This window comes from Candidatus Nitrosopumilus sp. SW, from assembly GCF_006740685.1.
GTDB lineage: Archaea > Thermoproteota > Nitrososphaeria > Nitrososphaerales > Nitrosopumilaceae > Nitrosopumilus.
The window spans coordinates 1,363,835-1,388,798 of sequence record NZ_CP035425.1 but is presented as its reverse complement, the minus strand read 5'-3'; the positions used below and the strand labels follow the sequence as shown (position 1 = coordinate 1,388,798).

The following is a 24,964-nucleotide window of genomic DNA, read 5'->3' as shown; positions in this document are numbered from 1 at the left end:
AATATCAAAAATCATAGAGGATTTAAATTACCTCAGGATTTGTTAATTTTTGTTATGTATAGCGGAGAGCTTGAGGTTCAAGCAAAAAGAAAGGCTATAGCAGTTTTACAAGACGAAATCAATAGAATTCTAAATGCATCCAGAGAATTAGCAACACTTCCTGAACTAATGATGAAAAAAGACAAGACAGGAATCAAAAACACATTAGAACAAATCTCTACAATTGAAGAAGAAGTTGAAAACCTGAGAAGAAAAATTACACGAGAAGTTGCAGATGTTGGAGGTTTGATCATGAACAGAGAGAATCTTCTAAACACAGCATACACAATGGATGAAATTGCAGGTTACATTACCGGAATTTCATTCAAACTTTCAAATGTAAAACCAGCAACTCTAAAAAGTGCAAAATTAGACAAAGACTTGACAAAACTAATTGAATTAGTAGTAGATGAAGTCTACAAACTAAATGAAATCATTAGAAGTCTTAACACAAACACTGCAAATGCAATTGAATTAGCACAAGAAACACAAACAATTGAAAGAGAAATCGACATCAAATACAGACAAGCAACGATAAAACTTCTAACCGAAGTAACAAACACCAAAGAATTAATGTTAATGAAAGACGTGATTGAAGGGATTGAGGAAATGGCAGATAAATGTCAAAGAGTATCAGATTCTTTCATTTTGTTAGCATTGAGCCTATAAACAAATCACAAACTACATTTTTACTTTATTTTCTATTTTAAATAATATCCAATACCTAATGAATTCATATACACTAAAGTTTTTGAAAAATCATGAAAGGAGAGTTAATTGAAAACAGAGTAATTGTTTGGAATATCGAAGACTCTCGAAAACTTTTCAGTGGAGGATATTATGGGAAACCCATAGGGATTCCAAAACCAAAAATTGAAGAAATTGATGCACCTCTAGTTTTAGATTTAATTGAATCATTGTATTTGCTTGAAAATAAAAAAATTACAATTACAAAATCAAAACACAAAGTTACAGTGGAACAAATGATAGAGATTTGCAAAAAAGAACATCATGATTTTGATAAAAAATATTTAGTTTACAAAAACTTTAGAGATAAAGGATACATCATCAATCCTGGAATAAAGTTTGGTTGTGATTTTGCAGTATATGAAAAAGGTCCAGGTATAGACCATGCACCGTTTTTGATTCAAGTGTATAATAGAAATGAACCAATTACATCAACAGGGATTGTACTTGCAGGAAGACTGGCAACTACAGTAAGAAAACAATTCATTTTGGCAATTCCAAAAGGCAAAGATAATGTAGACTTTTTAGCTTTAGATTGGTGGAAAGCCTAAACAGATTTTATGTGACCAGCAATACGATCATAGATTTCAAAAAGTTCTTTTGTAATTCCAAATGCCAAGTGATTATCCCATTTACCACGAATTCTTATTGCATTATCAGTAGGTTCAACATAGATTGTTGCGTCTTTTACAGATTGTTTTGCAATCATCTCGTTTAATTCAGAATCTTGATTTAGTTTTTCAGCAAGAGCACCGGGTCCATCCCAACTTACACTCTCAACAGTTTTTGATGCAAAATGACCTCTAGTTTTAAGTTGTGTTTTTGCAACATAGTTACCTATACCTCTATCCGTATTTTTTCGTACAATAAAGTGTGCTTGATATCTATCTAATGCGCCCCAAGGGAGTGGATTTGGATCTTGCATTTTTACCCCTTTTGAATAATTTGAATCACGTCAATGTTAGAGTTCTTGACATCAAGACATCCTCTATTTGTTATCATTCTTGCTGTATGAGCAAAATATCTACTGTAATAATCACCTTGTTCAACATCATCAGTTCCAATCTCTTTGGATTCAGAATCTACACCGATCTCCTTTAACATACTACTAAATTTTTCAGGCCAGGTCTGATAGACAAATGTATCTGGCTCTGTATCATGCATTAAAAATCATGAATCATACCCACAAATAAAGATATCAAGAAAAAATATCTAGAGATCAATCCAATTAAATATTACAAAAGATTTGAGACTTTTATCTTGCTGAAATTCCAAGACAAAGTCGCACTAGTTACAGGAAGCGGAACAGGTATTGGAAAAGCCATTGCAACAAAATTTGTAGAAAATGGTGCAAGTGTGATTATTCTTGGTAGAAGAAAAGAGCCATTGCAAGAAGCTGCAAAAGAGCTTGAAGGAAAAATCCCACAAGGTACAAACGCAACAGTCAAAATTTTTGCAGGTGTAGATGTTGCAGATGAAACAGCAATGAATGAAATGTTTGACACTCTAAAAAATGAGGGAACAAATGTAGATTACATAATTAATAATGCAGGAGTATCAGGTCCTGTCACATGTTTTGCAAATTCACCATTAGATGAATTCAAAAGTACAATTGGAATTCATTTGACTGGAACATTTTGGGGTTCAGTTCAAGCACTAAAAGTAATGAAAGAGGGAGGAAAAATAATTACAATTTCAACATTCTTTACTGAAGAAAGACCACTAGAGCAAAGACCCTACAGATTTAGAAGTCCATATACGGCATCACAAGGTGCAAAAAATAGGTTAGCTGAATGTATGTCATGGGAATTAACTGATAAAGGAATCATATCAATTGCAACAAATCCTGGTCCAGTTCATTCAGATAGAATTTACAAAACTGTATATCCAAAAGCAGCAGCAGAATTTATGAGAGTAAGTGGATTTGAAGACTTGACTCCAGTAGAAGTCGAAGAAGCAAAAGATGATTTGTTAGAATGTATACAAGCAGATGGAATTGATAAAGAAGGAATTGCAAAAACTGCAGAGAAATTAGCAAACGGAAGAGATGTTGCAAAACTAACAGAGACATTTACAAATCTATTAACCAAAATTCAAACTATAGCAGAGAAAGTTCAAAACAATACATCACATATGATTGCAAACAGAGAATTTTTGTCACAATCACAAGTTGCTGAATCAGTTCTGAACTTGTGTGATGATGAAATTGCAAAAATTCTCAACGGTAAAGTAATTCCAGGAGATAGAGTATTTTATCCAGTAAAACCACACATCGGAACTACAACTCCAGGAGTTCATCAACCAGACTTTACAGGAAAGGCAGTAGTATTTACTATTGATGGAACAGACAAAGCAGATGCAGAAAGAGTAGAATTTTTGGCAGGACACATTGAGAAAAATGGCGGTAAAGTTGCATGTTTTATTTCACAATCAACTCCTCAAGAAATTCAGGATTCAATCAGTAGCAAGTTCCACTCTCATGTAGTAGATATCAAAAATCCTGAAGAGGTAGAAAGATGGCTAAACACAGCTAAAACAAACATTGGAGAAATTCTAGCAGTAGTTCATGTTACAGGAAAACTACCAGAAGTAGGAAACTTAACAGACTTGACTAGAGAAGGATGGGAAGAACTAGTAGCAAAATTCATCTCAACTCCTGCAACTGTTGCACAAAGAGCACTAGAACAGTTTGTTCCAGGAGGAGGAAAGGATCCAAGACTCTTCAAAGATACAACAGGCGCCATTATGATAATTGGTCCAGATTTACCAGTAGGAAGAAAAGTTACTGGCACTCAAAGAGCTCAAGTAGAAGTTTTCAGAGGAGCATTAAGACCATTTACAACTACAGTTAATCAAGAATTAAGTGATGTTCTAAAATCTAAAATCAGAATGTTTACTGTTTTCCCAGGTTCTGTTACAGGTATAGAACCAGACAATCAAAAGATTGCAGACGCATTTAATTTCCTTGTATCAGAAAATGCAGCTTCATCATCTGAAGTAACTTTCTGTGTTGATGAATCAAGATAAGAATGAAAAAATTTTCTGAATTCAGAGTAGGAGACACATTTCAATCCACATGCAGTATTTCAGAGAAAGAATTAGAAGAGTATCTAAATTTTTCAAGAGTTAGAAATGCATTCCTAGAAGACAAGCAAAAGGGAGAGCAGATTGTTTCAGGGCGTGCAATATTATCAAGAATGGAAGGAGAGTTCACAAGACTAAGTCAGATTTATGGAAACCACATTATTTTTCTTGGAACAGATGGAGATCCAGAATGGAAAAATAGAAACACACGATTTCTCAAACCATTACACACAGATCAAGTTTTAAAATTAAAATTTACAATATCACAAATTGAAGATATTGATGATGAATTTGGAAAGATTGCAGTAGATTATGAAGGAACAGATAACGAAGGAGAAACAATTGTACTTTCTAAAAGAAACATCTACAGAATCAAGAAAGAACCACCAAGATAGCAAATATTTTGTATGTCTATTTACTTTTAAATTCAATTACAAAATTCACAATTTAACAAAACTGAACAATGTTAAGTTTACAATATATAATAAAAAAATAATCTAATTATGCAGAAGCACTCCTATCCAAAGGGAAAATATCAGAATCAATGATAGTTTTCAAGGATTCAGCATGGTAGTAATAGACACAGCATATTTTCCCTTATGCTTCTGCATATATTCAATTAAAAAACTCAATTCAAAAATTAACAATGTTAACTGAAGTATATTACATAGAAAATCATCACAAAATCAAATTGGCAAAATTAAAGTGTAGTGACTATGGATTTGATTGTGATTTTAACGTAGAAGGAGATACAGAAAAAATAATTGAAGAATTTGGAACACATACAGAAGATGAACATGGAATAGATTATCCAAAAGAAGCACTGATGCAGTTCATCTTAAGAAAAAGCAGCTGAAATACAAAATGAATGGCATGATGGAGAATATAGATTATAATTTTTTTATTTTGTTCATAGATTCCGTCTTCCTTCAAGGAGGAGATGGGGGAATTTTTGGGTTTATTGGTGGTGATAGAGGGACATTGGGAAGTGATGACCCAATAGTAAAAGGAATAATCCCAACATTATTTGCAGTATCAGGGTTTGGAGTTGCATTAAATTTGTTTAATGCCATGGTAAGAAAGAAAATGGTAGATCAAACAAAATTAAAACGAATTACAAAAGAAACCAGAGAATATCAAAAAGAAAGAATGGCGGCAATGAGAGCAAAAGATACCGCAAAAACAGCTGAACTTAACAAAAAATCTGCATACATGAACAAAATGTCAATGGAAATGATGCAGATGAATATGAGGCCAATGATGATCACGTTTGTTCCATTGATTCTGATATTCTATCTAGTATTACCACAGCTATTTGCACACACTGTAGCACTTTCCCCAATTCCATTAAATGTCATCCCAGGGGATTTCTTTCACTTAACATGTACTGCAGAACAGGCATTAGATCCAGAAAATGTATGTACCCAAGAAAATGCATTATATCTTTGGGCATGGTATTTTCTTTCATCAATTGCATTTAGTGGAATTATTATGAAACTTACAAAAACATCTATGAGTGTATAGTGTAAGATGTTATTAGAAGACGTTTAGATTTAATGTTCCAATTCATTTGAGCATTCAATAGAACATACATCATCACACCAATGGTCAAATTGTTTTCCACATACAATACATTCTTTCATAAGATTTCTTCCTACTTCTCTTTTTTTGGTTTAGAATGAGCTCTTAACATATGTCGTTTTGTTCGTTCTGGATCATTAAATTCCATATTACAGATTTTACAAATATTGGTAAATTCTTGATTTCTTTTGAATATTTTTTTAATTGATACACTAATTGATGTCTTAGAACTCATAGTTGGAAATAAGTTTTCTTCTAATAAGGAATTGCTTAACAATGTTAAGCCTATAGATTTTGCAAAATAGTTAAAGTGCTTGTATTCAAATAACGGTATTGAATAAATCAAAAAAATATCGAGATAGAATTTACATTATAAAAGACATAATTCTTACTCTATCTGAATATGGAGAGCTTAATCAAACTGCATTGTTTAGTTTTTGTGGATTAAACATTTCAAAACATAAATCGATTTTAAATAATTTAGAAAAAAATGAATTAATTCAAAGAACTGAAAAAAATGAAGGTAAAAGAACAATCAACGTATTCAAAGTTACAGAAAAAGGGAGGATTTTTTGTCAAGAAATTATAGACCCTTATGAAAAACTATTTCCAAGAAAAAATGAAAGTTCCAAGTAAGATTTTTAGATTATTCTTCATCCAAATTATATTTTGCAGAGATAGAATTATCCAAGTTTTTTTTCCTTTCTAAATAGTTACAATATCGCTTATTCCAAGAATTTAGTGATCTAAATTGTTGCAGTCCAGTAACCAACCATATTCCAGATGTGACTAAAACAACCATTAACAAAACTACCAACATTAATGAGAAATCACGCTCATTTTCTATCAAATGAAGGAATCTTGGATGAGTAATCAAGTAAGATGAAATACCTATGGCCAATGGTGCTAGAATTAAAGCAGATAGTGAGACTCCCAGCATAAGTCCCCTAATATGTTGGATTTTTTCTATAAAAATATCCATAGAACTTAGAATATCATTTCTATTATCAGACAAAACAATTACTCCTAAAATCACATCGAGTCTTATTCATCTTATTATGATTCTTGGGAAACGTATCAATATTAAAATTTTCTAGACCAGACATACTGAATTTATTATGTTGTGTGTAGTATTTAGCAAAAACTGAACAATGTTAATTTAATTTTATTAGAACATTTTAACCCCAATTCTTTATGAAATATGAAGAAATAAAAAAAAAGAAAATTTTGCAGAAAATAAAAATCAGTGTTGGCGGAGATTAGAGAAATTTTAGTAAAGAAAGGAGGTTCTCTTAATTGACAATTCAGTGTAGAGGTACATGTTTGCAATTAAAAACAAATCACATAACCACATCACAAAAATATGAAAAAGGGCAAAAAAGATGTACATTATGTGCTGTTTTTATGGAAACGATAAACATCAGATGTCCATGTTGTAATGCAAAACTCAGAACACGTGCAAGAAGTAATAAAAAAAGAAAAAACTAAGAAAAAGAGAGTCCACGTGAACTTGGCTACTTTTTCGGAGTCAAAAATGGACGTAGTTACGCATATTTTTCTTAATCAAATTAAGAAGATTTTTTGGATTTATTATCAACATAAATTGCCTTTAGGACATCAGTTTTACTAACAACTCCACCCAGTTTTCCATTGATTAGGACACCAACACCATTAATTCTATTTTGAATCATTTCTTCACATGCCACAGAAAGATCTTCTTTAAAGTCAACAGATTCAAATGTCTTTGTCATCACATCTTTTGCCTGTATGGTTTTTCCAAATCCAGAATCAGATAGAAATCCTTTTCTTGAAAAAACTACAGAAATAGAGTCATCAGAATTATCCAATACTGAATCAGAATTTCCCTGCTCTAATGCAATATGAAACAAATCACGAAATGTGAGAATTCCTTCAGGTTCATTGTTTTTATTTTTTAAGAAAATTCTAGAGATTTTTTCTTCAATCATTTTTGAGACAACATCTTTCAGATAATCATCAGATTGCATAGAGAGGTAAGAAATTGTCATTAGATCACCTACAGTATGACTGCCGACACAGTTTTGAACATAATATTGTGCAATGTCAGTTTTTGTAATAATTCCAACAATACCCTCATCACCTCTAGTCACAGCTAAAGAACCAATTCCTCTTTCAAGCATAATTTCAATGCAGGTTTCAATAGCCATAGCATCATTAACTGACGTAATTCTCTTCATTATTTGAGAAACAGGAATCTCATCAAGATTTTTTTCAGAATCATCATTAAGTAAAAAGAATCCAATATCTTTTTCAGTGATGATACTGTAATGATCATTCTCTTTTACTAACAGTCGACTAATGTTTTCTTGCAATAGTTTTGAGATTGCATGTGAAAGGGATGCATCATTTTGAATTGTAATGGGCGTTTTCATTATAGATTTAAGTTGAGTCATAATATGAAATCCACCATCGCATTCAAAGAAATGTTATAGTTTCTTAAAAGAGTCATTTTATCAAATATACTGGAATTTTAGATTTTTGAAGAACATGGTTTGATACACTTCCAATCATATCTTTTTTTGCAGTGCCAGAACCCGTTGTACTCATAACAATATGATCAAACTTTCCAGATCTTGCAGTATGCAGAGTAACATGACCAGGTGAACCTCTCAATAGTTTTGCGGTAAATTTCACATTCTTGTTTGTTGCACGTTTTTCAGCTTTTTTCAAAAGTATTTTTGCATCTTCTTGGAGTTGTTTGTCAAATGCCTTTGTCCTAGGACCACCCTCCATAACATGAGGAATCACATGAATACACATGATATGTCCATGAGTAAATCCTGCCAGAGTAACTGCTCTATCTAATGCTTCAAAGGATTTTTTTGAACCATCAAGTGGAACTAAAATTCTGTTAAGATCCATAAATTAAATCCAAAAACACCTCAATATTAACAGTGAATTCTATTTTCACAAAAAAAAGAGCATAGCAGTTTAATTCAATTCTTCAAGGTATTAGTCCAAAAAGGCCAGATGCTATTTTGGGAATTAAATGAGATTCAAAATTATGCCATCACAGAGTCTTAAATCAAATTGCATAGGCCCTCGAGGTGACGTCAAATTAGTTCAAGGCCATCAATTTAGGTTCAAATCCCACATTCTACTCAAATTCTATCCAAGATCTTTTTCTTTTTTTCATTAAATTCTCTGTCAGTAATTATTCCTAATTCTTTGAGCTTGGCGAGTTTTTCTAGAATTTCAAGGCTTGCAGAGCCATACTGAGTACCTAGTTTGATTCTCCCTACAATTAATTCAAAAAAGTAAAAAAACCCATTAACAATTTTTTTATAAAATTTAGGACTGTTCTTTTTTAGTAAATTTTTTTGTTCTATGCCTTTTTCTCTAATTTGTAGTGAGTTAATTTTTAGTGCTTTTAGATATTCTTGAGATTTTATAAAATCTCCAGCGTTATGGGTAGCTTGATTTATTTTTTCCATAGTTTCTCTTCCAATTTGTTTCCCATGTTCTACTGTTTGAGTATAATTTTTTGTTACATCTAGAATATTCTCTTGTTTTTTCTTGAGGGTCTTCTTAGGGTTTGGGGGTTTTTCTTTGTTACTGACCATGATGTGAATTCCAAATCTCTAGTGCAGAGGTTCTATTTTAACTAACATTGTTCATGTTGTAAGTGTTGATTTGAATCTTTAGAGGCTTGAACCATCAAAGGGATTAGAAGTTTTAGTTAAGGACTCCAAAACCCCATTGTGGTATTGAATTATTGGTTTGTACGAAGTTTTTTAGGATTATCATCATCTAAAATTATGGTTGTTCTTTTTGCCATTATCGCCTTTTACCTCTTGGGTTTGTTCTCAAAACAGCACCACAACATGGGCATCGTACACTTGGTACAGTCAAAAAGAGACTGCATAAAGAACATCTTTTTTGGCCATAGTTGTATCTAGAACCATTTGGAATACTTTCTCCTCTAAAATCTTCACAAACACCTTTGCATGAAAACCCCATTATTTTCTGCCTCCAAATGATTGATGACAACAAGGACAACTAGAATATCTTGAAACTAGTTCCAGATCACAGGTAGAGCAATACTTTCTAAACATGTTATTTTGTGAATTTCGAAATTCAGCCTTTGCGTCATAATATCCGCAAATACTTCTACAGGAATTTTTACTCATTTTTCATCCTCCACATCAAAAAAAGAGCCACAGTCTTTACAAAAAATACCGTGATTTTGGATTTTTACTGCAATATTCCCACAGTTTACACATATCCTAACTGCCTTGTTTACTATTTTTTTGTTTAATTCTAATCTATTTTCTTGAATTGGTTGGATTATCATAATCTTATTAGGAATGATTCTTAATTAAGTGTTGTTGTTTATTAGGAATTGTTCTTAATAAGGAATAAATATTAAATAGGATCGCTAGGAAGTGATAGCATGCAGCAATTAGAACAGATCGTTGACTCACTTAGAGATGAAGGATTCAGAATAACACCTCAAAGAATTGCAATAGTAGATTATCTGCTAAAAACTGAAGACCACCCTAATGCAGAGCGGATTCACAAGGTTGTAAGAAAGAGACACCCCATGGTCAGCCTGTCAACGGTATACAAGACATTAGAACTGTTAAGAGAAAAAAAGCTTGTCAACGAAATAGAAGTTGATGGCGAAGCAAGATTTGATGCACACACTGATGAGCATATCAACTTGGTTTGTATGAAATGTGGCAAAATTGAGGATTTAGATGAGAAATCACTAAGAGAAATACAGACAAAGGCTGCAAAGAAATCAAAATATCTAATTTTAAAGAGTAATTTTGAGTTGATTGGTTATTGCAGTGATTGCAAATCAAAGATTAAAATCTAAATTAGTTGTAACCAGCAGAATCAATTCGATGAATTATCCATGTCCCTTTTATCTGGTATTCACGTAATGATGGTGAGAACAAATGTTAACAAAACAAACAGACAAAAGATTATCCCGACGTACATTGATGGCCTTATTGATTACAGGTATGGCTGTAACGATTATCTTTACAATAACACCTTGGAACATCATTCCAACTCAAGTTACTGAAGAAGTAACAGTACTAGCAATTACAGAAAATGGATGTGTTGGAGAATCACAGTATGGAGTTAGTGTAGTTGTACCAGAGTGTAACGCTCAAGTCGGCGATACAGTATCTGCAATATTTTATGTTCCTTCAATGGAAACCAACGGATATTTGGAAGAACTGGACAAAAGACAAAATCCAATGGTAGATGCATGGGATAGAGACGTCAGCGGTGCAGGTTTTTCACCATAATTTTTTTATTTTTCTTATTTTTAGATTGAATCTTTAGAGACTTGAATCTAATTTTATTTGAGATTTTTACGTAGTGTTTCGTTGACCATTCTAGAAAAACTTACAGATACTGCCATTTCTTTGGTCTTTTTTGATTGTTTTTCTCGTAATTTTTTGTACAGATCATCATCTAATACTATTGTTATTCGTCTTGACAATCATTAAAGAGACAATTTTTCTCTTTTATACTGTCTGTATTTTTGATAATTGTTCAAAATATTGTTTTGATTGTTCTACAGAAGGTTCTTCTTTTAAAAAGAAATCATCAAGTTCAGACATTGTAAGATTATGTTTCATTAATGCAGAATTTATCCCATAAGAGCTTCCAACATCCATAATTTTCAATTTTTTTGAGAGTTTGTTGGAGAGTTGTTTTGCAATTGAAAGATACAATGGTTTTGTTTTATCAGGAATGCGATAATCTAATCTTTTCATTTCCTTCAAATATGAGTTTGGAAATTTTTGTGTGTAAATATTTGTAAAATCTTTTTTTATTTTAAGCTCTTTCATAGTGGCAAAATGTTATCATACCACCTGTTATAAAACCATCGATAAAAACATCTGCAAAATTGTTATTGCAGCAGTTTTAAAGAAATTTAGTAAGATGGTTAACTAAATAATCCGGACATCAGGAATTTTTTAGGTTAACTCAACTTTTTTAGATTGATTTTGTTTTGGAAAAAAATCTTGTTGAGATAATTAGAGTTGTAATTATTTTCAATAGACCAATGATTACATTAAAGATGATGTTTTTGAAATAATGGTGAGAAGATACAAACCAACAATCTCATACAGATTAAGAGAGATTCCGATAAAACAGATCAAAGTTTGGAAAGAAGCTCAGGCACGAAAGCTTGACAGAGAAAATATTTCAGAGCTTGCAAAATCAATTAAAAATGAAGGACTGTTGAATCCACCTCTTGTTCAAAAAGAAGGTAAAAACACATTCTTGCTAATGTCGGGGCAGAGAAGACTTGCAGCAATGAAAAGATTAGGTGCAAAGAAGATTCCAGTTCATGTTCTAACAAAGCAAACATCTTATGATCTAGAAAATGCAAAGGCCGCATCAGTTGTTGAAAATATTCATAGAAATGATATGAATCACAAAGAGATTGCTGATTCTTGCAAGTTTTTGACAGAACAGATGGGAAAATCAGCTGCTGCAAAATCAATGGGAATGTCATCTGTAACTCTTAACAAATACCTGGGATTTGCAGGAGTTCCAGATAGACTAAGAACACTAGTCCCTCATCAAATTTCAAGAGATGAGATGACAAAACTTTACCTTACAGTTCCAAATATCAAAAAGGCTGAAAAAATTGTTGAGAGGGTTTCAAAACTAGAATCAGGTTTACGAAAAAGATATCTTCAGGCATTATCACAATCCCCAAAATCATCCCATCAAAAGTTACTAAAAAGGGCAAAAAACATGCAAATAAAACAAAATTTGTCAATAAAACTATCCAAAACCAATGCTAGAAAGCTTGCAAGCCAATCAAACAAGAAAGAACTTACTCCAGATGATCTTGCTGGAAAAATTATTTCAGACTATCTAAAACGTAAAAGAAGATAGTTTTTTGAATCAAAGTTCTATAAGATTAGAATTAATAGCCCAAGCTAATTAGCTGTTTCTAATTTAAGAATCATTTAATTGTAATTTCAATGGACACAATTCATGAATGACTTTCTAAAAGCAACAGCCATAGATCATATCAATATGAAAGTAAAAAACTTGGAACAAAGTGTAAAATTCTACAAAGAATTATTTGGGTTTGAAGTTAAAGTAGAAGATAATACTCCAAACAAATTGAATGTTCCATCAAAAATAATAGGGAATGATTCAGTCATTCTTTGTTTGTATGAAGTACCAGATATGTCTCCTGAAGGTGGCATTACTCACTTTGGTTTCCATGTTAGAAATTTTGAGCAAGTATCAAACAAATGCAAAGAATTAGGTGTCGAAATACTTTATGGAGGAGAAGTTACATTTGATAATTCCAAATCAGTGTACATTAAAGATGTGAATGGATACGTTGTAGAGTTAAGCGAAATTTTTGGTGGCGGATTATAAAAAATAATTTCAAATCGGCATAAAACATAAAATAATTTTTTTCATTTTTAGATTCAGATCCATTTTACAAGTAGCGGCACATTTTCTGATAAAAATACACTACATTACATGTGAGGAAACAGGTGAAATGTATTATAACAAATAAGAAACGAGTTGCAACATGATTGATTATTACAAATATCTAAGATGTCCTGACTGTGTAGAAAATGGATTGTATTGTAAGCATCACAAAATCGAAGTAGAAAAATTACTTGCAGAAGAGAAATCAAAATTGCCTAAAATCACAAAGACGTAAAATTCCCTATCAAGGAATCAAAGAATAATTTTCCTGCCGCGATTAAAATAACTACAGAAACCAAAATTTGGAGGTATCTTTCTTTGACATCAATAGACAACCTTGCTCCAACCAATCCACCAATAAAAGAACCAATTGCTAAAAATCCCGCTTGAAGAAAATCAGGATGTCCCAATAAACTATGAACAATTACTCCAGACGATGAAGCAAATAGTAATATCATTTGGGAAGTTGGTGCAGCTTTTTTCATTGCCATTCCCATTCCAACCACCATTAACGGTACAAACACAATTCCACCACCTATTCCAAAGAATGAAGAGATGATTCCTGCAAAAAAACTAGCACCTACTGCAAAAATCATCATTTGCAGAGAAGTGTTCTTTTCTTTTGTTGCAAGTTTTTTTCTCAAGAAGATGTAAGCTGCTGAAGCAATCAACACAAATCCAAATAATATCTTAAAAATATCGGAAGCCACACCGCTAGAAACAATAGCACCCAATACAGTTCCAGGAACAGATAGCAACCCAAGTTTTAATCCTAAAGAATATTCAATTCGTTTTTGTTTGGAATAGGATATAGTAGATGCAATTGCATTGCTAAGAGCAGCAAAAAGACTGCTACTAGCAGCAGTTGTTGGAGGAAATCCCAAGAAAGTTAAAACTGGAACTACAATAATGCCCCCACCTAATCCAATCATAGAACCCAACACACCTGCTACAAATCCTAAAGGAATAAGCCATAGTTGATCAATCATTGTAATCGCCAATCAAAGAATTTTGTTGTATATAATTAGACGTGTTTTGTAATAATTAATGTCTGTAACACAGAATTATCTTTTGAAGTAATTTCAAGGAGGATTTTAGTATCAGCCAAATTGTTAATTTTGGATTTGATATTACGCTCATCAGAGTCATAATAGAAAGTATGTACTGTGTCTACCCATTCAGAAATAGTTTCAAATCCAATTGATTCTTCTTCTTCCCAACAATCGCAAACAAGTGTCTGAATTACAGCCTCAAATATTGCGTATGTTGTTTCTTTATCAGATTCCAAGGTATCAGTTTCAAGATTTGCAATTGCCAAAATTGGAGAGGAGATACTTCCACCGATATTGATATTTCCAAGGGTATTACCATTTGAATCTAAAACAGCAGTAGTTGTACAGTATTCTACATTTCTCGGAAGTCCTTTTTCAAAAAATGTACAGTATTGACCAATAGTATGATCAGTTATAGCTGTAGGAGATGAAACAAAAATATCATGTTCCTTTAGAGATGTTTGAATTGCTTCAATGTCATAATAAGTAAAACCAGAATCATAGATAGGAGTAGTAAGAGATTCAGAAGGATCATCAGAAACTAACATAGAATATGAGAGAACAGCTGCAATGCCAAGGATTATTGGAATTACAATTAATTTATTCACAAACAACAAATCTACTATTCAAAGATAAGGTTTTGCAATTCTAAATTGAGATTATAGTTAGAATGGAATCTTTTGTGATATTGTTTTGTTCAATAAATCCAGCAGTTACCTCAAGAATGTAAACTGCATTACTATCAGGAACTACACTTTGACATGTAGCAATTTCTAGAGCAGCTTTGCATGGAGGAACATTCTGTTCAATGTGAACAACTTTGCCGTTTTCATCAAACCAGATCATATCAAGTGGAAATTGCATGTTAAGCATCCACAGAGAATAAAGTCCAGGTTCACCAAAGACGAAGATCATCCCTTGATCATATGGTAATTGATCTTGGAACATCAGACCACGTACTCTTCTAGGTTCAGTATCTGCTATTTGCACCTCAAGCGGGACATCATCAACCATTATTGTACCCCTAGGAAACTCAACTGATTCTAATTTACTCTCACTAGGAATGGACATCAAGCCTACAACTCCAATAATAACAGCAGCAATTGAGATTGGAATTAGTGCCTGAGCCCTAGTAGTCACATTTCAATTTGAATGCGCCTTTTAAAATACGTTAATCAATTTTAGAATCAAGGACATTTATACAAACAAGAGAAATTCCATGTAATTGTCTGAAGACAAAGTACTTCCAAAAGATATCGACTCAGATGACAGTTTACCTGGACGTTATGAAGAAAGTAATTTTGAATATCTACAACCAATTCCACAACAAGCAATTACACCAAAATCAAAAAGTAAGAGTCTTGTAATAGGAGTTATAGTTTTTGTAATTGTGTCAGCAGGATTCTTTTCATATTATTTTATTAATCAAAATGAAATAGATTCTCAAATTGTCCAAAATACATTAAACATGAGTCCTGAACAAATTTTGGCAGATCAATACAACATTGGAAGGTATGGAAGTGATCATTCACATGCAGCAATGCTTGTTGTGTTAGATGGAGAACAGCTAAATTTCGGTCTACCACAATTCCAACTATCTAGCAAGTATATCCATTTTGAGGATCATAACCCATATCTAATTCACAAACATGCAACAGGAGTTCCACTGGAAATGCTTTTTGCATCAATTGGATTAAAAATAACGCAAGATTGTATTTTTGTCGAATATGATTTTTCTAAAGATGTCAATGAATTTTGTGGAGAGGGAAAGAAAACAGTTCAAGTTTATGTTAATGGAAAAAAATTCCTATCAGACATATCGCAATATGAAATACAGCACAATGACAGAATACTCATCACATTAGATGAAAAATCAATTTCAAAACATTTGAGATATTTAGATTCATTTGAGATATTTGATATTCCAAAAAAACCATTAATTAATTCAGAAAAAGATATTCTCATCTAAAAGACAATCTAATGATTCATCACAGATGTTTTAAAATCACTAATTGATGAAAAGGTGTTTTTTGTTTGGTGGCCAATATCGTGAATTGTGGCACTGTTGTATTTCTTTTCCAAGTATCGTCCTGCAACTATCATAGGACCGCCAACAGCACAGGTAACACCTGTAGGTTCAGGTATCCACAACATAAGAAAGCCTATTTTTTGCAGTTTTTTTCCAGGGGCAGGAGCTTTTTGAAGGGCACCTAACGACCGAGCAGTATGTTTGTCATCTATTTTTGCAACATCAGAATACAAACTTGCTCTACGTTTTGCAGATTCTGAGATTTTTCGAAGTTTTTCTAGTCGTTCCTTTAGGGGGTCTGCCATTCCTACCTAGAATGTAGGAAAAAATAGTTAAGATTCAAAGATCAACAACGGTTACTTCTGAGTCAACAAAGAGTAACCAAAAATCTCTGAAAAAGACACTCAATTATAATAGATAAAATTTAGATACAAAGATTACATGAAAGGTAAAAATTCCAAGAGACTAGATTCCATCAAAGCAGCCCATCAATCAGAAAGAGCTCGTTCTAGTACAAGAATGGAAGATTATTTGGAAATCATTTCAGAATTAGTAGAATTAAAAGGATATGCAACTACACTAGACATTTCAAGACACATGAATGTAAGTGCACCAAGCGTTACCAAAATGCTACAAAGATTAGATGAAGGAGGATACCTAGAATATGAGAAATATCATGGAATCAATTTAACAAAAAAAGGGGCAGAGGTAGCTGAAGGGATAAGACAAAAACACGGAATATTATTGGAGTTTTTTGAGATTCTAGGTGTTGGGTATGATACTGCAAATCAAGATGCAGAAGGAATAGAACATCATCTAAATCCAAAAACAATCAAACAGTTAAGAAAATTCATTACATTTCTAAAAGCAAATCCAAAAATTATTGAAAATTTTAAAAATCTTTGAGAAATAACTGAATGTCATTTTGAGAAGATGCAAGTTTCATTAAATTTCTTGCAACATCAGAACGTTTTGGAATTTTGATTTGTCCTTTTTTTCCAATCCTAGTTGATGTGACATATTCATCATTAACATAAATGTCAGCGTGCATTGCAGTATACTCTTTGCTCACAGTAAGAATCAGAGCTGTTTTTGATTCTGAAAAAGTAAATGGTAAGTCATTAGAATCTAAATGATAATTTTCAGAGTCTTTTTTAACAACATCAATATGTACTTGTAGTGATTTTTCAATTTCGTTAATGTTAGAACCCCCTCGGCCAATGATAGATGGAATATATTGTTCATCAACTAGCACCTTGACTCGATTATCAGAAAGAATTTCGACTTGGGCACGTGGATCGTATTTTTTAAAGGTCTCACGTATTTTGTCTTCAGCCAGTTTTTCTATGCCTACTTTGGTTTTTTTACCTACAGGAACTATCACATTTTCTTCTCCAAATGTGTATATTTCATGTTCTAATGTATTATCAGCAAAATTTCTAATTTCAATAACAGGTCTAGCAAGATCAGATTCAGTCATTCCAGAAGGTACTTTGACTTTTAACTCTAAATCATAGACAGTTCCAATTTGTCCATCTTTAACAAACACCACAGTGTCTAAAACATTTGGAATGATTCCAAGTTCAATTTTTCCAATAAATCTTTGAATTGCATCTAAAGGAGAATTTGCATGAACCACTCCAACCATTCCAACTCCGGTTAATCTCAAATCAGCAAATGTTCTAAAGTCTTCACGACGTCTTACTTCATCAAATACAGTATAATCAGGACGTACGAGAAGTAAGATATCAGCAGTGTTATCAAAACTACCATCAAGTTTACTATATTGAGTAATACCAGGATCAACTTGTAAATCACGTGGAGATTCAAATGTTTTTACAATCTTTCCCTTGTTGTGATAAAAATTTGCCAGTCCAGATGCTAAAGTACTTTTTCCAGAACCAGGAGGACCGGAGATTACAATTCCTTCTGCTCTATCAGAAAATCGCTCCATTAGTTTTTCAGAGATACTATAATCATCAAGAGACAGTTGTATTATTGGATGCACAATCGTTATTTCAAATGATTCAGAGAAAGGAGGATGTGTAATTGCAATTCGGTAATCTTCATACTGAACTACAGAAGCTCCAGTTTTAGATATCTCAACAGTGTTTGAATCATTTGCATTTACTGCATCCAATATTTGAGAAGAAATCATCTCCAAATAGTCTCGTGAAAGAACATCATCATTGATTTTTGTGAGTAAAAATGCACCAGGTTTGCCTCTTTTAGCAAGAGGAGGTTGATTTTCTTTTAGATGAACACTCATGGTTTCAGCATCAAAGAACTTTAGAAATTCCAAAGTTTCTTTTTTAACTTCAGTCTTTAGAAAGACAGTTTGAATTCCTTTTGCTTGTGCAACTAAATATTGAACATGATCAGAAGTGTAAAGTGTAGCATCATTTTGTTTTGCAATATCAGCAATTATTGCATCAATTCTTCCACTACCAGCAAGTTTAATTTCATCTGAAGACAGATGAGAACCCTCTAAGACAACTTCTAATCCAAAACTACCAGAAAGATCTTTTATCTTACGAATTTTTTCCAATCCTACAAATCCTTGTTCTTTTTTATTTGATGCCTGAGATTGCAGTTCGTCTAAAACAGCTTGAGGAATAATGATTTGAGAGTTTCGAACTGTACCTTTTTCTATTTGTGATATCAGTTGTCCATTAATTACAACACTAGTATCAGCTACAATTTTTGACAAATTTCTTACAAATTCTAATTATAATGTGTCCTAATTATCGTTTCCTGAGATATCAGTGATTGATTTTAGAACGCTATTGAAATCAAAAGGTTTTGAAATGTACGAGGTGGCGCCAGATTTCATACATTCGTTAATAATTTTTTGATCATCGCTTGCAGTAATCAAAATTATTTTTGCATTAGGATCATATATGATTAGTTCTTTTACCACTTCTAATCCATCCTTTTTTGGCATAGCCAAATCAAGTAAAAGAATTTCAGGACTGTGTTGTTTGTAAAAATCAACAGCTTCAGCACCATCAACAGCTTCAGCAATTACCTCATGTTCACCAATAGACAAAATATCTTTTAGTACCAGACGGATAGCATCAGAGTCATCAGCTATCATAATTTTGGTCATGTGAGATTAAAAGTCATCACATGTAAAAAATATTTAGAATTACATGTCATTTAGGAAATTTTTGGCCTTTTCAATAACAGGCTCCAAATCTGAATTATTACTCATATTTTGCGTTAATTTTTCATGAGAATAAGCAAAGACATCAAATATTCCCCCAGGGGTTTTTCCAACCATAATTTGTTTTAAAATATCATCAAGAACATTTGCTAAACTGCCCATGGAGCCTTTTCCCATCATTGGTGCCAGTCCTTTGATTTTATGAGTATGTTTTTGGAGTCGATCAGAGTTTTGAAAAACTTTAGCATCATCAGAACAAGAATTTAAGATGTTTCCCATGCCTAAAATTTCTTCATGGATTTCTTTAGTTGCCAGTTTGATAAATTCATCAGACATTACAATAACAACAGCTAAAATCTGACCATTACTTTTATACTATATGCCAGAGATTTTCCCATATGAAGATAGTCACAAAGACATATCTTTTGATATCAGTTTTGGTAGCAGTAGCTGCAATTAACTTATTCTTGCTATATCAAGAAGGTGCCGGAGAATATGATGAATCACATTCCATTATCAAAATAGCAGACATTAAAGTAAAATCAGAATCAATTGCAGGATTTGCAGTTTCAATTGCAAACGGAAATACAGAGGATAAGGAAAAACTACAAAACGAAATTAATGAAGTTGAGTTAATATTATATGAAATAAAAAATGGCGGTAATATCGACGGTTTAACAATTGCTAAAACCCCAACACCCGAAATTACTACTCATTTTGATCATACTATTACGCAATGGGAAGATTATAAATTCAAAGTAGAAAATGTGAAAGCAACATCAGTATTTGATAAAGAAGCTACAGATGCAGTTAACTATGTACTACAAAAGAATCAAGATTTAGTTTTACTTACAGATCAATTAATCAAGGAATTAGATCCATTAGACAGAGATTTTAATAGACATAAACAAATTGCACAAGAATTAGCAGAATATGCTAAAAATATAGGTCAACAAACTCTGTTAATTTCAATTGGAGAAGAAGTAAATTCACAAGAAATACTAAAAGAAGAAAGGCTAGAATTTGAAATTGATCTTAGAAAACTATTAGGAATTTCAACGTCAGGGTTAGATGTAGAGAGTGTAGGAAAAACTCACGAGGACTTGAAGAGAATACCTAGAGAGAATTCAAGTGCATTACGACAATTAGAGCCATTATGGGAATCTATTCAAATCAGAATCCAAATTCTTGAAGAAAGAGCACTCTTGTCTCCAGAATTTAATTTGGCTAAAAATGAAATGAGTGAGCAGAAATTGATTTTGTTTGAACATGTAGATCATGTTGTTAAAACATGGAATGACAAATTAATCTCTGAAAGTTCATCAGGAGAGGGAATTATTCAAGGATTATTAGCCATAAACATAGCAATTTTTGTAATAGTTGTATTTGTGATTAAACAATCATTATCACCACTTGAGTCAATTACAAGCGCAATTTCCAAAGTCAAAGAAGGGGTATATGGTGAAAAAATAGAATATTCAGGTTCAGATGAAGTAGGACAATTAGTGAATAACTTTAACATAATGTCAAATACAATTAAAGAAAAAGAAGAAGAGGCAAAACAAACAGACATTGCAAAAGATGAATTCCTTGCAATGATCACACATGAATTAAAAACACCTCTAGTTCCAATTCAAGGATATTCAGACATTCTGCTCAGTGAACATTTAGGAAAATTAACAGCAAAACAAAAAGAAAGAATCACAATTATCAAAAACAGTTCTGAGACATTACTATCAATTATCTCAGACTTACTTGACGCACAAAAATTAGAGTTAGGTCAATTAAGAATGAAAAAAGAAATGAAAAACATCAATGAGACAGTATGCAGTTCAGTAAATTCATTATTGCCAGAGGCAGAAAAGAACAACATTGAATTGACTTCAAACATTAAAGATTTAGAAATAAACCATGACTCCGACAGAATCAAACAAGTAATAACGAATCTAATCAAAAACAGTTTAACTGCAGTATCTCCAGGTACAGGTAAAATTGAAATTACGATGGAAGAGTCTCCAACAGAAATTAAAATCAATGTTTCAGATAATGGCATAGGCATTCCAATTGATAAACAAAAAGATCTATTCAAAAAATTCTATCAAGTAGATGCAACTTTAACAAGAGAAACAGGTGGAAGTGGTTTAGGTCTTGCAATTTGTAAGGGAATTGTGGACAATCATGGTGGAAAAATTTCAGTTAAAAGCAGTCCAAATCAAGGAGCAGTATTTTCATTAACCCTACCAAAACAAGGTTCTGGAGAACAGCCAAGAAGTCCAGTAGGGACTGCTTAAAGAAAATAAGCTCTGAGAACTAAAATCACTCACTATCCTCAAAAAATGTCAATTTATCAAGATACAGTATGGATGAGCATGAAAAAAACAGAGAATTTTATAAAAACTGTACACAATACTTTGAATTCTTGCGTAAAGTAGGAAAAAAGGACTATGAATTCGAAGATGAATATTACTTTACCATGCCTGCTATTTCAAATAATTAAAGACCAGAAGACTTAGGAATACCTCCCAGATTCATAGCATATGGATACTCAGTTACAAGAGTTAGCAGATTATGCCATAAAATATGCAGTTGATGCAGGTGTTCAATACTGCGATGCAAGAGCTGAAGAACAAGAGAGAAAATCAGTATTAATGGAAAATGGAGAAACAGAGCACGTTAGATCAATTAATGATACAGGGATAGGAATAAGACTGGTAAAAAACGGAACATGGAGTTTTTGCTCAATCACAAACCCAAAATCAAAAGAACAAATTAAAAATTCGATTGACGAATCAATTAAAAATTCTGTTCATTATGCAAAAAATAAAAAAGAAAAATTCAGCATATATCCAAATGTTGCAGTAAAGAAAAAGATAGATTATCCAATATTAGAAAAACCAGATTTAGAAAAATTGATGAAAATCGGAATAGAGTGTAATAAAAATATTTTAGATGCACCAAAAATTATCAAGTCAATTGTAAATCCATGGTATACAAATAATTCAAAATATTTTACAAATAGTGAAGGATCTGAAATATTACAGAATTTTTCAGATGTAGTAATTGACATGGTTGCTACTGCACATGAATCTGGTTTAACTCAATCAGTAAACATTACAGAAGGAGGAAGAGGAGGCATGGAGCAAATAACAAGGAATGATAAAACACAAAACAGTGCACAAGAAATTGCTAAAAAAGCATCAGAATTATTATCAGCAAAACCTGCAAAAGAAGAAAAATCAACCGTTGTCATGAATCCAGATTTTGTGGCATTGCTTACACATGAGATTTTAGGTCATCCATCAGAAGCAGACAGGGTGTTAGGAAAAGAGATGGCATGGGCAGGAGGAGCTTGGTGGAAAGGAAAAATTGGAGAAAAAATCGGATCAGAACAGCTAAATGTGTTTGATGACCCTACCATCAAAGAAAGTTTAGGATGGTATTTTTTTGATGATGAAGGAGTTCAGACAAGGAAAACCACTCTGATGGAAAAAGGTGTTTTAAAAAATCACATGCAAAATAGAGAAACAGGGCAAATTTTCAACAAACCGCCTACCGGAAACATGAGAGCAACTAACTTTCGTTTTATGCCATTAATCAGAATGGCATGTACGTGTATTGGAAATGGAGATTGGGATGTTGAAGAAATGATAAAAGAAGTAAAAAATGGATATCTTATTTCCAATATGAAAATCCCATCAATTGACATGAAACGGTACAATTGGAGCATATCCTGTCAGTATGCACAAAAAATTGAGAATGGTGAAGTTACAGATTTACTTAGAGATGTGATTGTCATGGGAACCTCACCAGAGTTTTTTGAATCAATTGATGCATGTGGAAACGACTTTACAGTCAGACCAATTACAAATTGCGGGAAGGGAGATCCAATGCAATCAATGATTATGGGAAATGGCGGACCATCAATTAGAGGAGTTGCAACAGTAAAGAGTGTGAACTAGATGAATCAACTAGAGACAGTAAAACAAAATGTAATCAAATGTACAAAGTGTGATTTATGTAAAACCAGAACAAATTCTGTTCCAGGAAAAGGTAATTTTGAATCAGACGTAATATTTGTAGGTGAGGCACCTGGAAGAAATGAAGACAAGAATGGAGAGCCATTTGTAGGAGTTGCAGGAAAGAAACTATCTGCAGCACTTGAAGGAGCAGGAATTTCTAGAGAAGATGTATACATCACCAATGTTGTAAAATGTAGACCTCCAAATAACAGAGTGCCAAATACAAAAGAAAGAGACACATGTAAAGAATACCTAAAAAAAGAAATTTCAATAATAAAACCAAAAATTATTTGTGTTTTAGGAAATACTGCATTTAATTCCGTGTTGGGAGGCTCAGAAATTACAAAATTTAGAGGAAAGTTAGTACGAAAAGATGATCAGTTGTATTTTTTAACAATTCATCCTGCTGCAACTATATACAATCAAGAGTTAATCTCAACATTAAATGAAGACATTGTAAAACTATTTGATTTAATCAGAGAGTTAAAAAACAATAAAGCAGTTATGATAGATATTGAGTACACTTCCTAGAAAATTTTATCTTCAAGATACAGTAACTGTTGCAAAAAACTTGCTAGGTAAAAAAATTATCAGGAAAATAGGAAGGAGTGAAATTTCAGGTATAATTACAGAAACTGAAGCTTACAGACACAAAGATGATCCTGCAAGTCACGCATATAGAAAAATCACAGACAGGAACAAGGCAATGTTTGGAGATGTAGGAATGGCTTATGTTTATTTCACATATGGAATGTATTATTGTTTTAACGTAGTAGCTCGGAATCCAAAAGTTGCTGCAGGAGCAGTCCTTATTCGAGCAATCGAGCCAGAAAAAGGAATAAAGAAAATGCAAGAAAATCGAAATAAAAAAGATTTGAAAAATCTTACTAATGGACCTGCAAAGTTAACTCAGGCATTGGAGATTACAAAAGAGCATTACGGATTAGATTTGACAAAAAATTCAAAATTATACATAACAGAAGGAATAGAGGCAAAAAAGATTGTGTCATCGCCAAGGATAGGAATTAAAGAAGCAACAGACAAGTTGTGGAATTTTAAAATAAAAATCTAGTCGTCATTGTTTTCATCCAAAGTCCAAGGGGCAAATTTTCCAAGAATTCTTTGCCAATCTAATCGTAAAAGCAAAACCACAACAGCAGTCATTGTTGCTCCAAAAATAATAATTCCAATGTAAACAGGTGTAGCGTCATCTATGTTTTCAAGAAATGGTTCAACCAAAGACAATCCAAGATAGTGAGAAACAAAGACAATAGTATAGCTTAGAACAAATTTTCCAGTCAGAGTTGCAATAAAGAATCGTTTTGGATTATATTTTGCAAGTCCTAATGGAACATATACCAAATCATCAGGAATGGGGGTTGCAGCTGCAAAGAATGCAGCACCTGCACCATATCTTTTTACTAATCTTTCAAATGGTCGCATTCTTTTTCGAGTTTTTTCATTGATAATCTTTCGACCGCCGTAACTGACATAGAAAATTATCTGTTTTGCGACAGTTGCAGTTACTGCAGATAGAATTGCCAATATATGCAGATCAAATTGATCACCTACAGCCATTGTAGCCAACAACAAAAATCCAGGTAAAGGAACAAAGGGGACAAGAGAACCAAAAAAGTTGACTAGTCCCAAACTAAGATAGCCTATTTCAGGAGCAAATGGAAAAAGATCAACAAAATCCACTGTTCAAACTGTTTTCATGTATTATTTAATTAAAACTAGAAAAGAATGTATGACAATCATTAAAATATCATATTTT

The 24,964-nt window shown here is 32.5% G+C and carries 39 protein-coding genes; 19 read left to right on the top strand and 20 right to left on the bottom strand.

What is annotated here, in order from left to right:
• Window positions 1–54 precede the first annotated feature (54 nt).
• Window positions 55–708, top strand: a complete 654-nt coding sequence (locus Nisw_RS08305; protein ID WP_141978176.1) for a DUF47 domain-containing protein — start codon at window positions 55–57, stop codon at window positions 706–708.
• Window positions 709–800: 92 nt separating this feature from the next.
• A complete protein-coding gene (gene endA / locus Nisw_RS08300) occupies window positions 801–1,337 on the top strand; it encodes a tRNA-intron lyase (protein ID WP_141978174.1) in 537 nt (178 codons plus the stop codon).
• Here endA and Nisw_RS08295 read toward each other — a convergent pair.
• A complete protein-coding gene (locus tag Nisw_RS08295; RefSeq protein WP_141978172.1) occupies window positions 1,334–1,711 on the bottom strand; it encodes a hypothetical protein in 378 nt (125 codons plus the stop codon). The two genes, endA and Nisw_RS08295, sit on opposite strands and share 4 nt — an antisense overlap.
• Before the next feature lie 2 nt (window positions 1,712–1,713).
• Complete coding sequence (locus tag Nisw_RS08290) at window positions 1,714–1,950, bottom strand: hypothetical protein (RefSeq protein ID WP_048079401.1); 237 nt, start codon at window positions 1,948–1,950, stop codon at window positions 1,714–1,716.
• A gap of 96 nt (window positions 1,951–2,046) precedes the next feature.
• On the opposite strand from Nisw_RS08290, the gene Nisw_RS08285 reads away from it, so the two are divergent.
• The 4 genes from Nisw_RS08285 to Nisw_RS08270 all read left to right on the top strand — a co-directional run bounded on the left by Nisw_RS08285 (window position 2,047) and on the right by Nisw_RS08270 (window position 5,394).
• The gene (locus tag Nisw_RS08285) at window positions 2,047–3,813 is read left to right on the top strand and encodes an SDR family NAD(P)-dependent oxidoreductase (RefSeq protein ID WP_141978170.1); all 1,767 of its coding nucleotides are present in this window, start codon (window positions 2,047–2,049) and stop codon (window positions 3,811–3,813) included.
• 2 nt (window positions 3,814–3,815) lie between these two features.
• Window positions 3,816–4,265: a hypothetical protein gene (locus Nisw_RS08280; protein ID WP_141978168.1), complete on the top strand. Its 450-nt coding sequence runs from the start codon at window positions 3,816–3,818 to the stop codon at window positions 4,263–4,265.
• 296 nt (window positions 4,266–4,561) lie between these two features.
• On the top strand, window positions 4,562–4,726 hold the full coding sequence (locus tag Nisw_RS08275; RefSeq protein ID WP_141978596.1) for a DUF1059 domain-containing protein: 165 nt from the start codon (window positions 4,562–4,564) through the stop codon (window positions 4,724–4,726).
• A 17-nt stretch (window positions 4,727–4,743) separates the two neighbouring features.
• Window positions 4,744–5,394, top strand: coding sequence for an EMC3/TMCO1 family protein (locus Nisw_RS08270; protein WP_141978594.1), 651 nt, complete (start codon window positions 4,744–4,746; stop codon window positions 5,392–5,394).
• A 130-nt stretch (window positions 5,395–5,524) separates the two neighbouring features.
• Here Nisw_RS08270 and Nisw_RS09280 read toward each other — a convergent pair whose 3' ends face one another.
• Window positions 5,525–5,686, bottom strand: coding sequence for a hypothetical protein (locus tag Nisw_RS09280; protein WP_185736614.1), 162 nt, complete (start codon window positions 5,684–5,686; stop codon window positions 5,525–5,527).
• Between the two features lie 98 nt (window positions 5,687–5,784).
• Here Nisw_RS09280 and Nisw_RS08265 point away from each other — a divergent pair, with 98 nt between their 5' ends.
• Window positions 5,785–6,087 carry a winged helix-turn-helix domain-containing protein gene (locus Nisw_RS08265; protein WP_141978166.1) on the top strand — a complete coding sequence of 101 codons (303 nt, stop codon included), beginning with the start codon at window positions 5,785–5,787 and terminating at the stop codon, window positions 6,085–6,087.
• A 10-nt stretch (window positions 6,088–6,097) separates the two neighbouring features.
• On the opposite strand, the gene Nisw_RS08260 is transcribed toward Nisw_RS08265, so the two are convergent.
• Complete coding sequence (locus Nisw_RS08260) at window positions 6,098–6,433, bottom strand: hypothetical protein (RefSeq protein ID WP_141978592.1); 336 nt, start codon at window positions 6,431–6,433, stop codon at window positions 6,098–6,100.
• A gap of 314 nt (window positions 6,434–6,747) precedes the next feature.
• Here Nisw_RS08260 and Nisw_RS08255 point away from each other — a divergent pair, with 314 nt between their 5' ends.
• Window positions 6,748–6,939, top strand: a complete 192-nt coding sequence (locus tag Nisw_RS08255) for a hypothetical protein (protein WP_141978164.1) — start codon at window positions 6,748–6,750, stop codon at window positions 6,937–6,939.
• 80 nt (window positions 6,940–7,019) lie between these two features.
• Here the strand turns inward: Nisw_RS08255 and Nisw_RS08250 are convergent, their stop codons facing one another.
• The 6 genes from Nisw_RS08250 to Nisw_RS09270 form a co-directional block, all read right to left on the bottom strand.
• Window positions 7,020–7,883 carry a CBS domain-containing protein gene (locus tag Nisw_RS08250; RefSeq protein ID WP_141978162.1) on the bottom strand — a complete coding sequence of 288 codons (864 nt, stop codon included), beginning with the start codon at window positions 7,881–7,883 and terminating at the stop codon, window positions 7,020–7,022.
• Between the two features lie 52 nt (window positions 7,884–7,935).
• Window positions 7,936–8,352, bottom strand: coding sequence for a universal stress protein (locus Nisw_RS08245; RefSeq protein ID WP_141978160.1), 417 nt, complete (start codon window positions 8,350–8,352; stop codon window positions 7,936–7,938).
• Window positions 8,353–8,591: 239 nt separating this feature from the next.
• Window positions 8,592–9,053: an SHOCT domain-containing protein gene (locus tag Nisw_RS08240; protein ID WP_141978158.1), complete on the bottom strand. Its 462-nt coding sequence runs from the start codon at window positions 9,051–9,053 to the stop codon at window positions 8,592–8,594.
• A 214-nt stretch (window positions 9,054–9,267) separates the two neighbouring features.
• On the bottom strand, window positions 9,268–9,450 hold the full coding sequence (locus tag Nisw_RS08235; protein WP_141978156.1) for a hypothetical protein: 183 nt from the start codon (window positions 9,448–9,450) through the stop codon (window positions 9,268–9,270).
• The gene (locus Nisw_RS09275) at window positions 9,450–9,620 is read right to left on the bottom strand and encodes a hypothetical protein (protein ID WP_185736613.1); all 171 of its coding nucleotides are present in this window, start codon (window positions 9,618–9,620) and stop codon (window positions 9,450–9,452) included. The genes Nisw_RS08235 and Nisw_RS09275 overlap by 1 nt, the downstream gene beginning before the upstream one ends.
• A complete protein-coding gene (locus Nisw_RS09270; RefSeq protein WP_185736612.1) occupies window positions 9,617–9,784 on the bottom strand; it encodes a hypothetical protein in 168 nt (55 codons plus the stop codon). Before Nisw_RS09270 ends, Nisw_RS09275 begins: the two co-directional genes overlap by 4 nt.
• Before the next feature lie 99 nt (window positions 9,785–9,883).
• Here Nisw_RS09270 and Nisw_RS08230 point away from each other — a divergent pair, with 99 nt between their 5' ends.
• Complete coding sequence (locus Nisw_RS08230; protein WP_141978154.1) at window positions 9,884–10,312, top strand: Fur family transcriptional regulator; 429 nt, start codon at window positions 9,884–9,886, stop codon at window positions 10,310–10,312.
• 82 nt (window positions 10,313–10,394) lie between these two features.
• On the top strand, window positions 10,395–10,751 hold the full coding sequence (locus Nisw_RS08225; protein WP_141978153.1) for a hypothetical protein: 357 nt from the start codon (window positions 10,395–10,397) through the stop codon (window positions 10,749–10,751).
• 53 nt (window positions 10,752–10,804) lie between these two features.
• Here Nisw_RS08225 and Nisw_RS09265 read toward each other — a convergent pair whose 3' ends face one another.
• Together Nisw_RS09265 and Nisw_RS08220 are read right to left on the bottom strand one after the other, a co-directional pair.
• Window positions 10,805–10,948: a hypothetical protein gene (locus tag Nisw_RS09265; RefSeq protein ID WP_185736611.1), complete on the bottom strand. Its 144-nt coding sequence runs from the start codon at window positions 10,946–10,948 to the stop codon at window positions 10,805–10,807.
• Window positions 10,949–10,973: 25 nt separating this feature from the next.
• Window positions 10,974–11,300 (bottom strand): hypothetical protein, encoded by a 327-nt coding sequence (locus tag Nisw_RS08220; RefSeq protein WP_255430768.1) that lies wholly within the window; start codon window positions 11,298–11,300, stop codon window positions 10,974–10,976.
• Between the two features lie 250 nt (window positions 11,301–11,550).
• Here Nisw_RS08220 and Nisw_RS08215 point away from each other — a divergent pair, with 250 nt between their 5' ends.
• The 3 genes from Nisw_RS08215 to Nisw_RS09480 all read left to right on the top strand — a co-directional run bounded on the left by Nisw_RS08215 (window position 11,551) and on the right by Nisw_RS09480 (window position 13,156).
• Complete coding sequence (locus Nisw_RS08215; RefSeq protein WP_141978151.1) at window positions 11,551–12,363, top strand: ParB/RepB/Spo0J family partition protein; 813 nt, start codon at window positions 11,551–11,553, stop codon at window positions 12,361–12,363.
• A gap of 102 nt (window positions 12,364–12,465) precedes the next feature.
• The gene (locus Nisw_RS08210) at window positions 12,466–12,861 is read left to right on the top strand and encodes a VOC family protein (RefSeq protein WP_141978149.1); all 396 of its coding nucleotides are present in this window, start codon (window positions 12,466–12,468) and stop codon (window positions 12,859–12,861) included.
• A 160-nt stretch (window positions 12,862–13,021) separates the two neighbouring features.
• The gene (locus Nisw_RS09480) at window positions 13,022–13,156 is read left to right on the top strand and encodes a hypothetical protein (RefSeq protein ID WP_255430767.1); all 135 of its coding nucleotides are present in this window, start codon (window positions 13,022–13,024) and stop codon (window positions 13,154–13,156) included.
• Here the strand turns inward: Nisw_RS09480 and Nisw_RS08205 are convergent.
• From Nisw_RS08205 to Nisw_RS08195, 3 genes are read right to left on the bottom strand one after another with little or no spacing between them, the layout of a single operon-like run.
• Complete coding sequence (locus Nisw_RS08205) at window positions 13,143–13,910, bottom strand: sulfite exporter TauE/SafE family protein (protein WP_141978147.1); 768 nt, start codon at window positions 13,908–13,910, stop codon at window positions 13,143–13,145. The two genes, Nisw_RS09480 and Nisw_RS08205, sit on opposite strands and share 14 nt — an antisense overlap.
• A gap of 35 nt (window positions 13,911–13,945) precedes the next feature.
• Window positions 13,946–14,581 carry a hypothetical protein gene (locus tag Nisw_RS08200; RefSeq protein ID WP_185736610.1) on the bottom strand — a complete coding sequence of 212 codons (636 nt, stop codon included), beginning with the start codon at window positions 14,579–14,581 and terminating at the stop codon, window positions 13,946–13,948.
• 40 nt (window positions 14,582–14,621) lie between these two features.
• A complete protein-coding gene (locus Nisw_RS08195) occupies window positions 14,622–15,113 on the bottom strand; it encodes a DUF192 domain-containing protein (RefSeq protein ID WP_141978143.1) in 492 nt (163 codons plus the stop codon).
• Between the two features lie 85 nt (window positions 15,114–15,198).
• Between Nisw_RS08195 and Nisw_RS08190 the strand changes: the two genes are divergently transcribed.
• Window positions 15,199–15,942, top strand: a complete 744-nt coding sequence (locus Nisw_RS08190; RefSeq protein WP_141978141.1) for a hypothetical protein — start codon at window positions 15,199–15,201, stop codon at window positions 15,940–15,942.
• Between the two features lie 8 nt (window positions 15,943–15,950).
• On the opposite strand, the gene Nisw_RS08185 is transcribed toward Nisw_RS08190, so the two are convergent.
• Window positions 15,951–16,307, bottom strand: coding sequence for a hypothetical protein (locus tag Nisw_RS08185; RefSeq protein ID WP_141978139.1), 357 nt, complete (start codon window positions 16,305–16,307; stop codon window positions 15,951–15,953).
• Between the two features lie 136 nt (window positions 16,308–16,443).
• Between Nisw_RS08185 and Nisw_RS08180 the strand changes: the two genes are divergently transcribed.
• Window positions 16,444–16,908 carry a metal-dependent transcriptional regulator gene (locus tag Nisw_RS08180; RefSeq protein WP_141978137.1) on the top strand — a complete coding sequence of 155 codons (465 nt, stop codon included), beginning with the start codon at window positions 16,444–16,446 and terminating at the stop codon, window positions 16,906–16,908.
• Here the strand turns inward: Nisw_RS08180 and Nisw_RS08175 are convergent.
• From Nisw_RS08175 to Nisw_RS08165, 3 genes are read right to left on the bottom strand one after another with little or no spacing between them, the layout of a single operon-like run.
• Entirely contained in the window at window positions 16,895–18,712 is a 1,818-nt protein-coding gene (locus Nisw_RS08175) for a PINc/VapC family ATPase (protein WP_141978135.1), read from the bottom strand. The genes Nisw_RS08180 and Nisw_RS08175 overlap by 14 nt on opposite strands.
• A gap of 30 nt (window positions 18,713–18,742) precedes the next feature.
• Window positions 18,743–19,111, bottom strand: a complete 369-nt coding sequence (locus Nisw_RS08170) for a response regulator (RefSeq protein ID WP_141978133.1) — start codon at window positions 19,109–19,111, stop codon at window positions 18,743–18,745.
• Window positions 19,112–19,150: 39 nt separating this feature from the next.
• The gene (locus tag Nisw_RS08165) at window positions 19,151–19,504 is read right to left on the bottom strand and encodes a phosphorelay protein (protein WP_141978131.1); all 354 of its coding nucleotides are present in this window, start codon (window positions 19,502–19,504) and stop codon (window positions 19,151–19,153) included.
• A 62-nt stretch (window positions 19,505–19,566) separates the two neighbouring features.
• On the opposite strand from Nisw_RS08165, the gene Nisw_RS08160 reads away from it, so the two are divergent.
• From Nisw_RS08160 to Nisw_RS08145, 4 genes are all read left to right on the top strand, one after another.
• The gene (locus Nisw_RS08160) at window positions 19,567–21,459 is read left to right on the top strand and encodes a HAMP domain-containing sensor histidine kinase (protein ID WP_185736609.1); all 1,893 of its coding nucleotides are present in this window, start codon (window positions 19,567–19,569) and stop codon (window positions 21,457–21,459) included.
• Between the two features lie 246 nt (window positions 21,460–21,705).
• Entirely contained in the window at window positions 21,706–23,127 is a 1,422-nt protein-coding gene (locus Nisw_RS08155) for a TldD/PmbA family protein (RefSeq protein ID WP_141978129.1), read from the top strand.
• Window positions 23,128–23,718 (top strand): uracil-DNA glycosylase, encoded by a 591-nt coding sequence (locus tag Nisw_RS08150; RefSeq protein ID WP_141978127.1) that lies wholly within the window; start codon window positions 23,128–23,130, stop codon window positions 23,716–23,718.
• Window positions 23,702–24,259, top strand: coding sequence for a DNA-3-methyladenine glycosylase (locus Nisw_RS08145; protein ID WP_141978125.1), 558 nt, complete (start codon window positions 23,702–23,704; stop codon window positions 24,257–24,259). The genes Nisw_RS08150 and Nisw_RS08145 overlap by 17 nt, the downstream gene beginning before the upstream one ends.
• On the opposite strand, the gene Nisw_RS08140 is transcribed toward Nisw_RS08145, so the two are convergent.
• The gene (locus Nisw_RS08140) at window positions 24,256–24,888 is read right to left on the bottom strand and encodes a VTT domain-containing protein (RefSeq protein ID WP_141978123.1); all 633 of its coding nucleotides are present in this window, start codon (window positions 24,886–24,888) and stop codon (window positions 24,256–24,258) included. The two genes, Nisw_RS08145 and Nisw_RS08140, sit on opposite strands and share 4 nt — an antisense overlap.
• Window positions 24,889–24,964 lie beyond the last annotated feature (76 nt).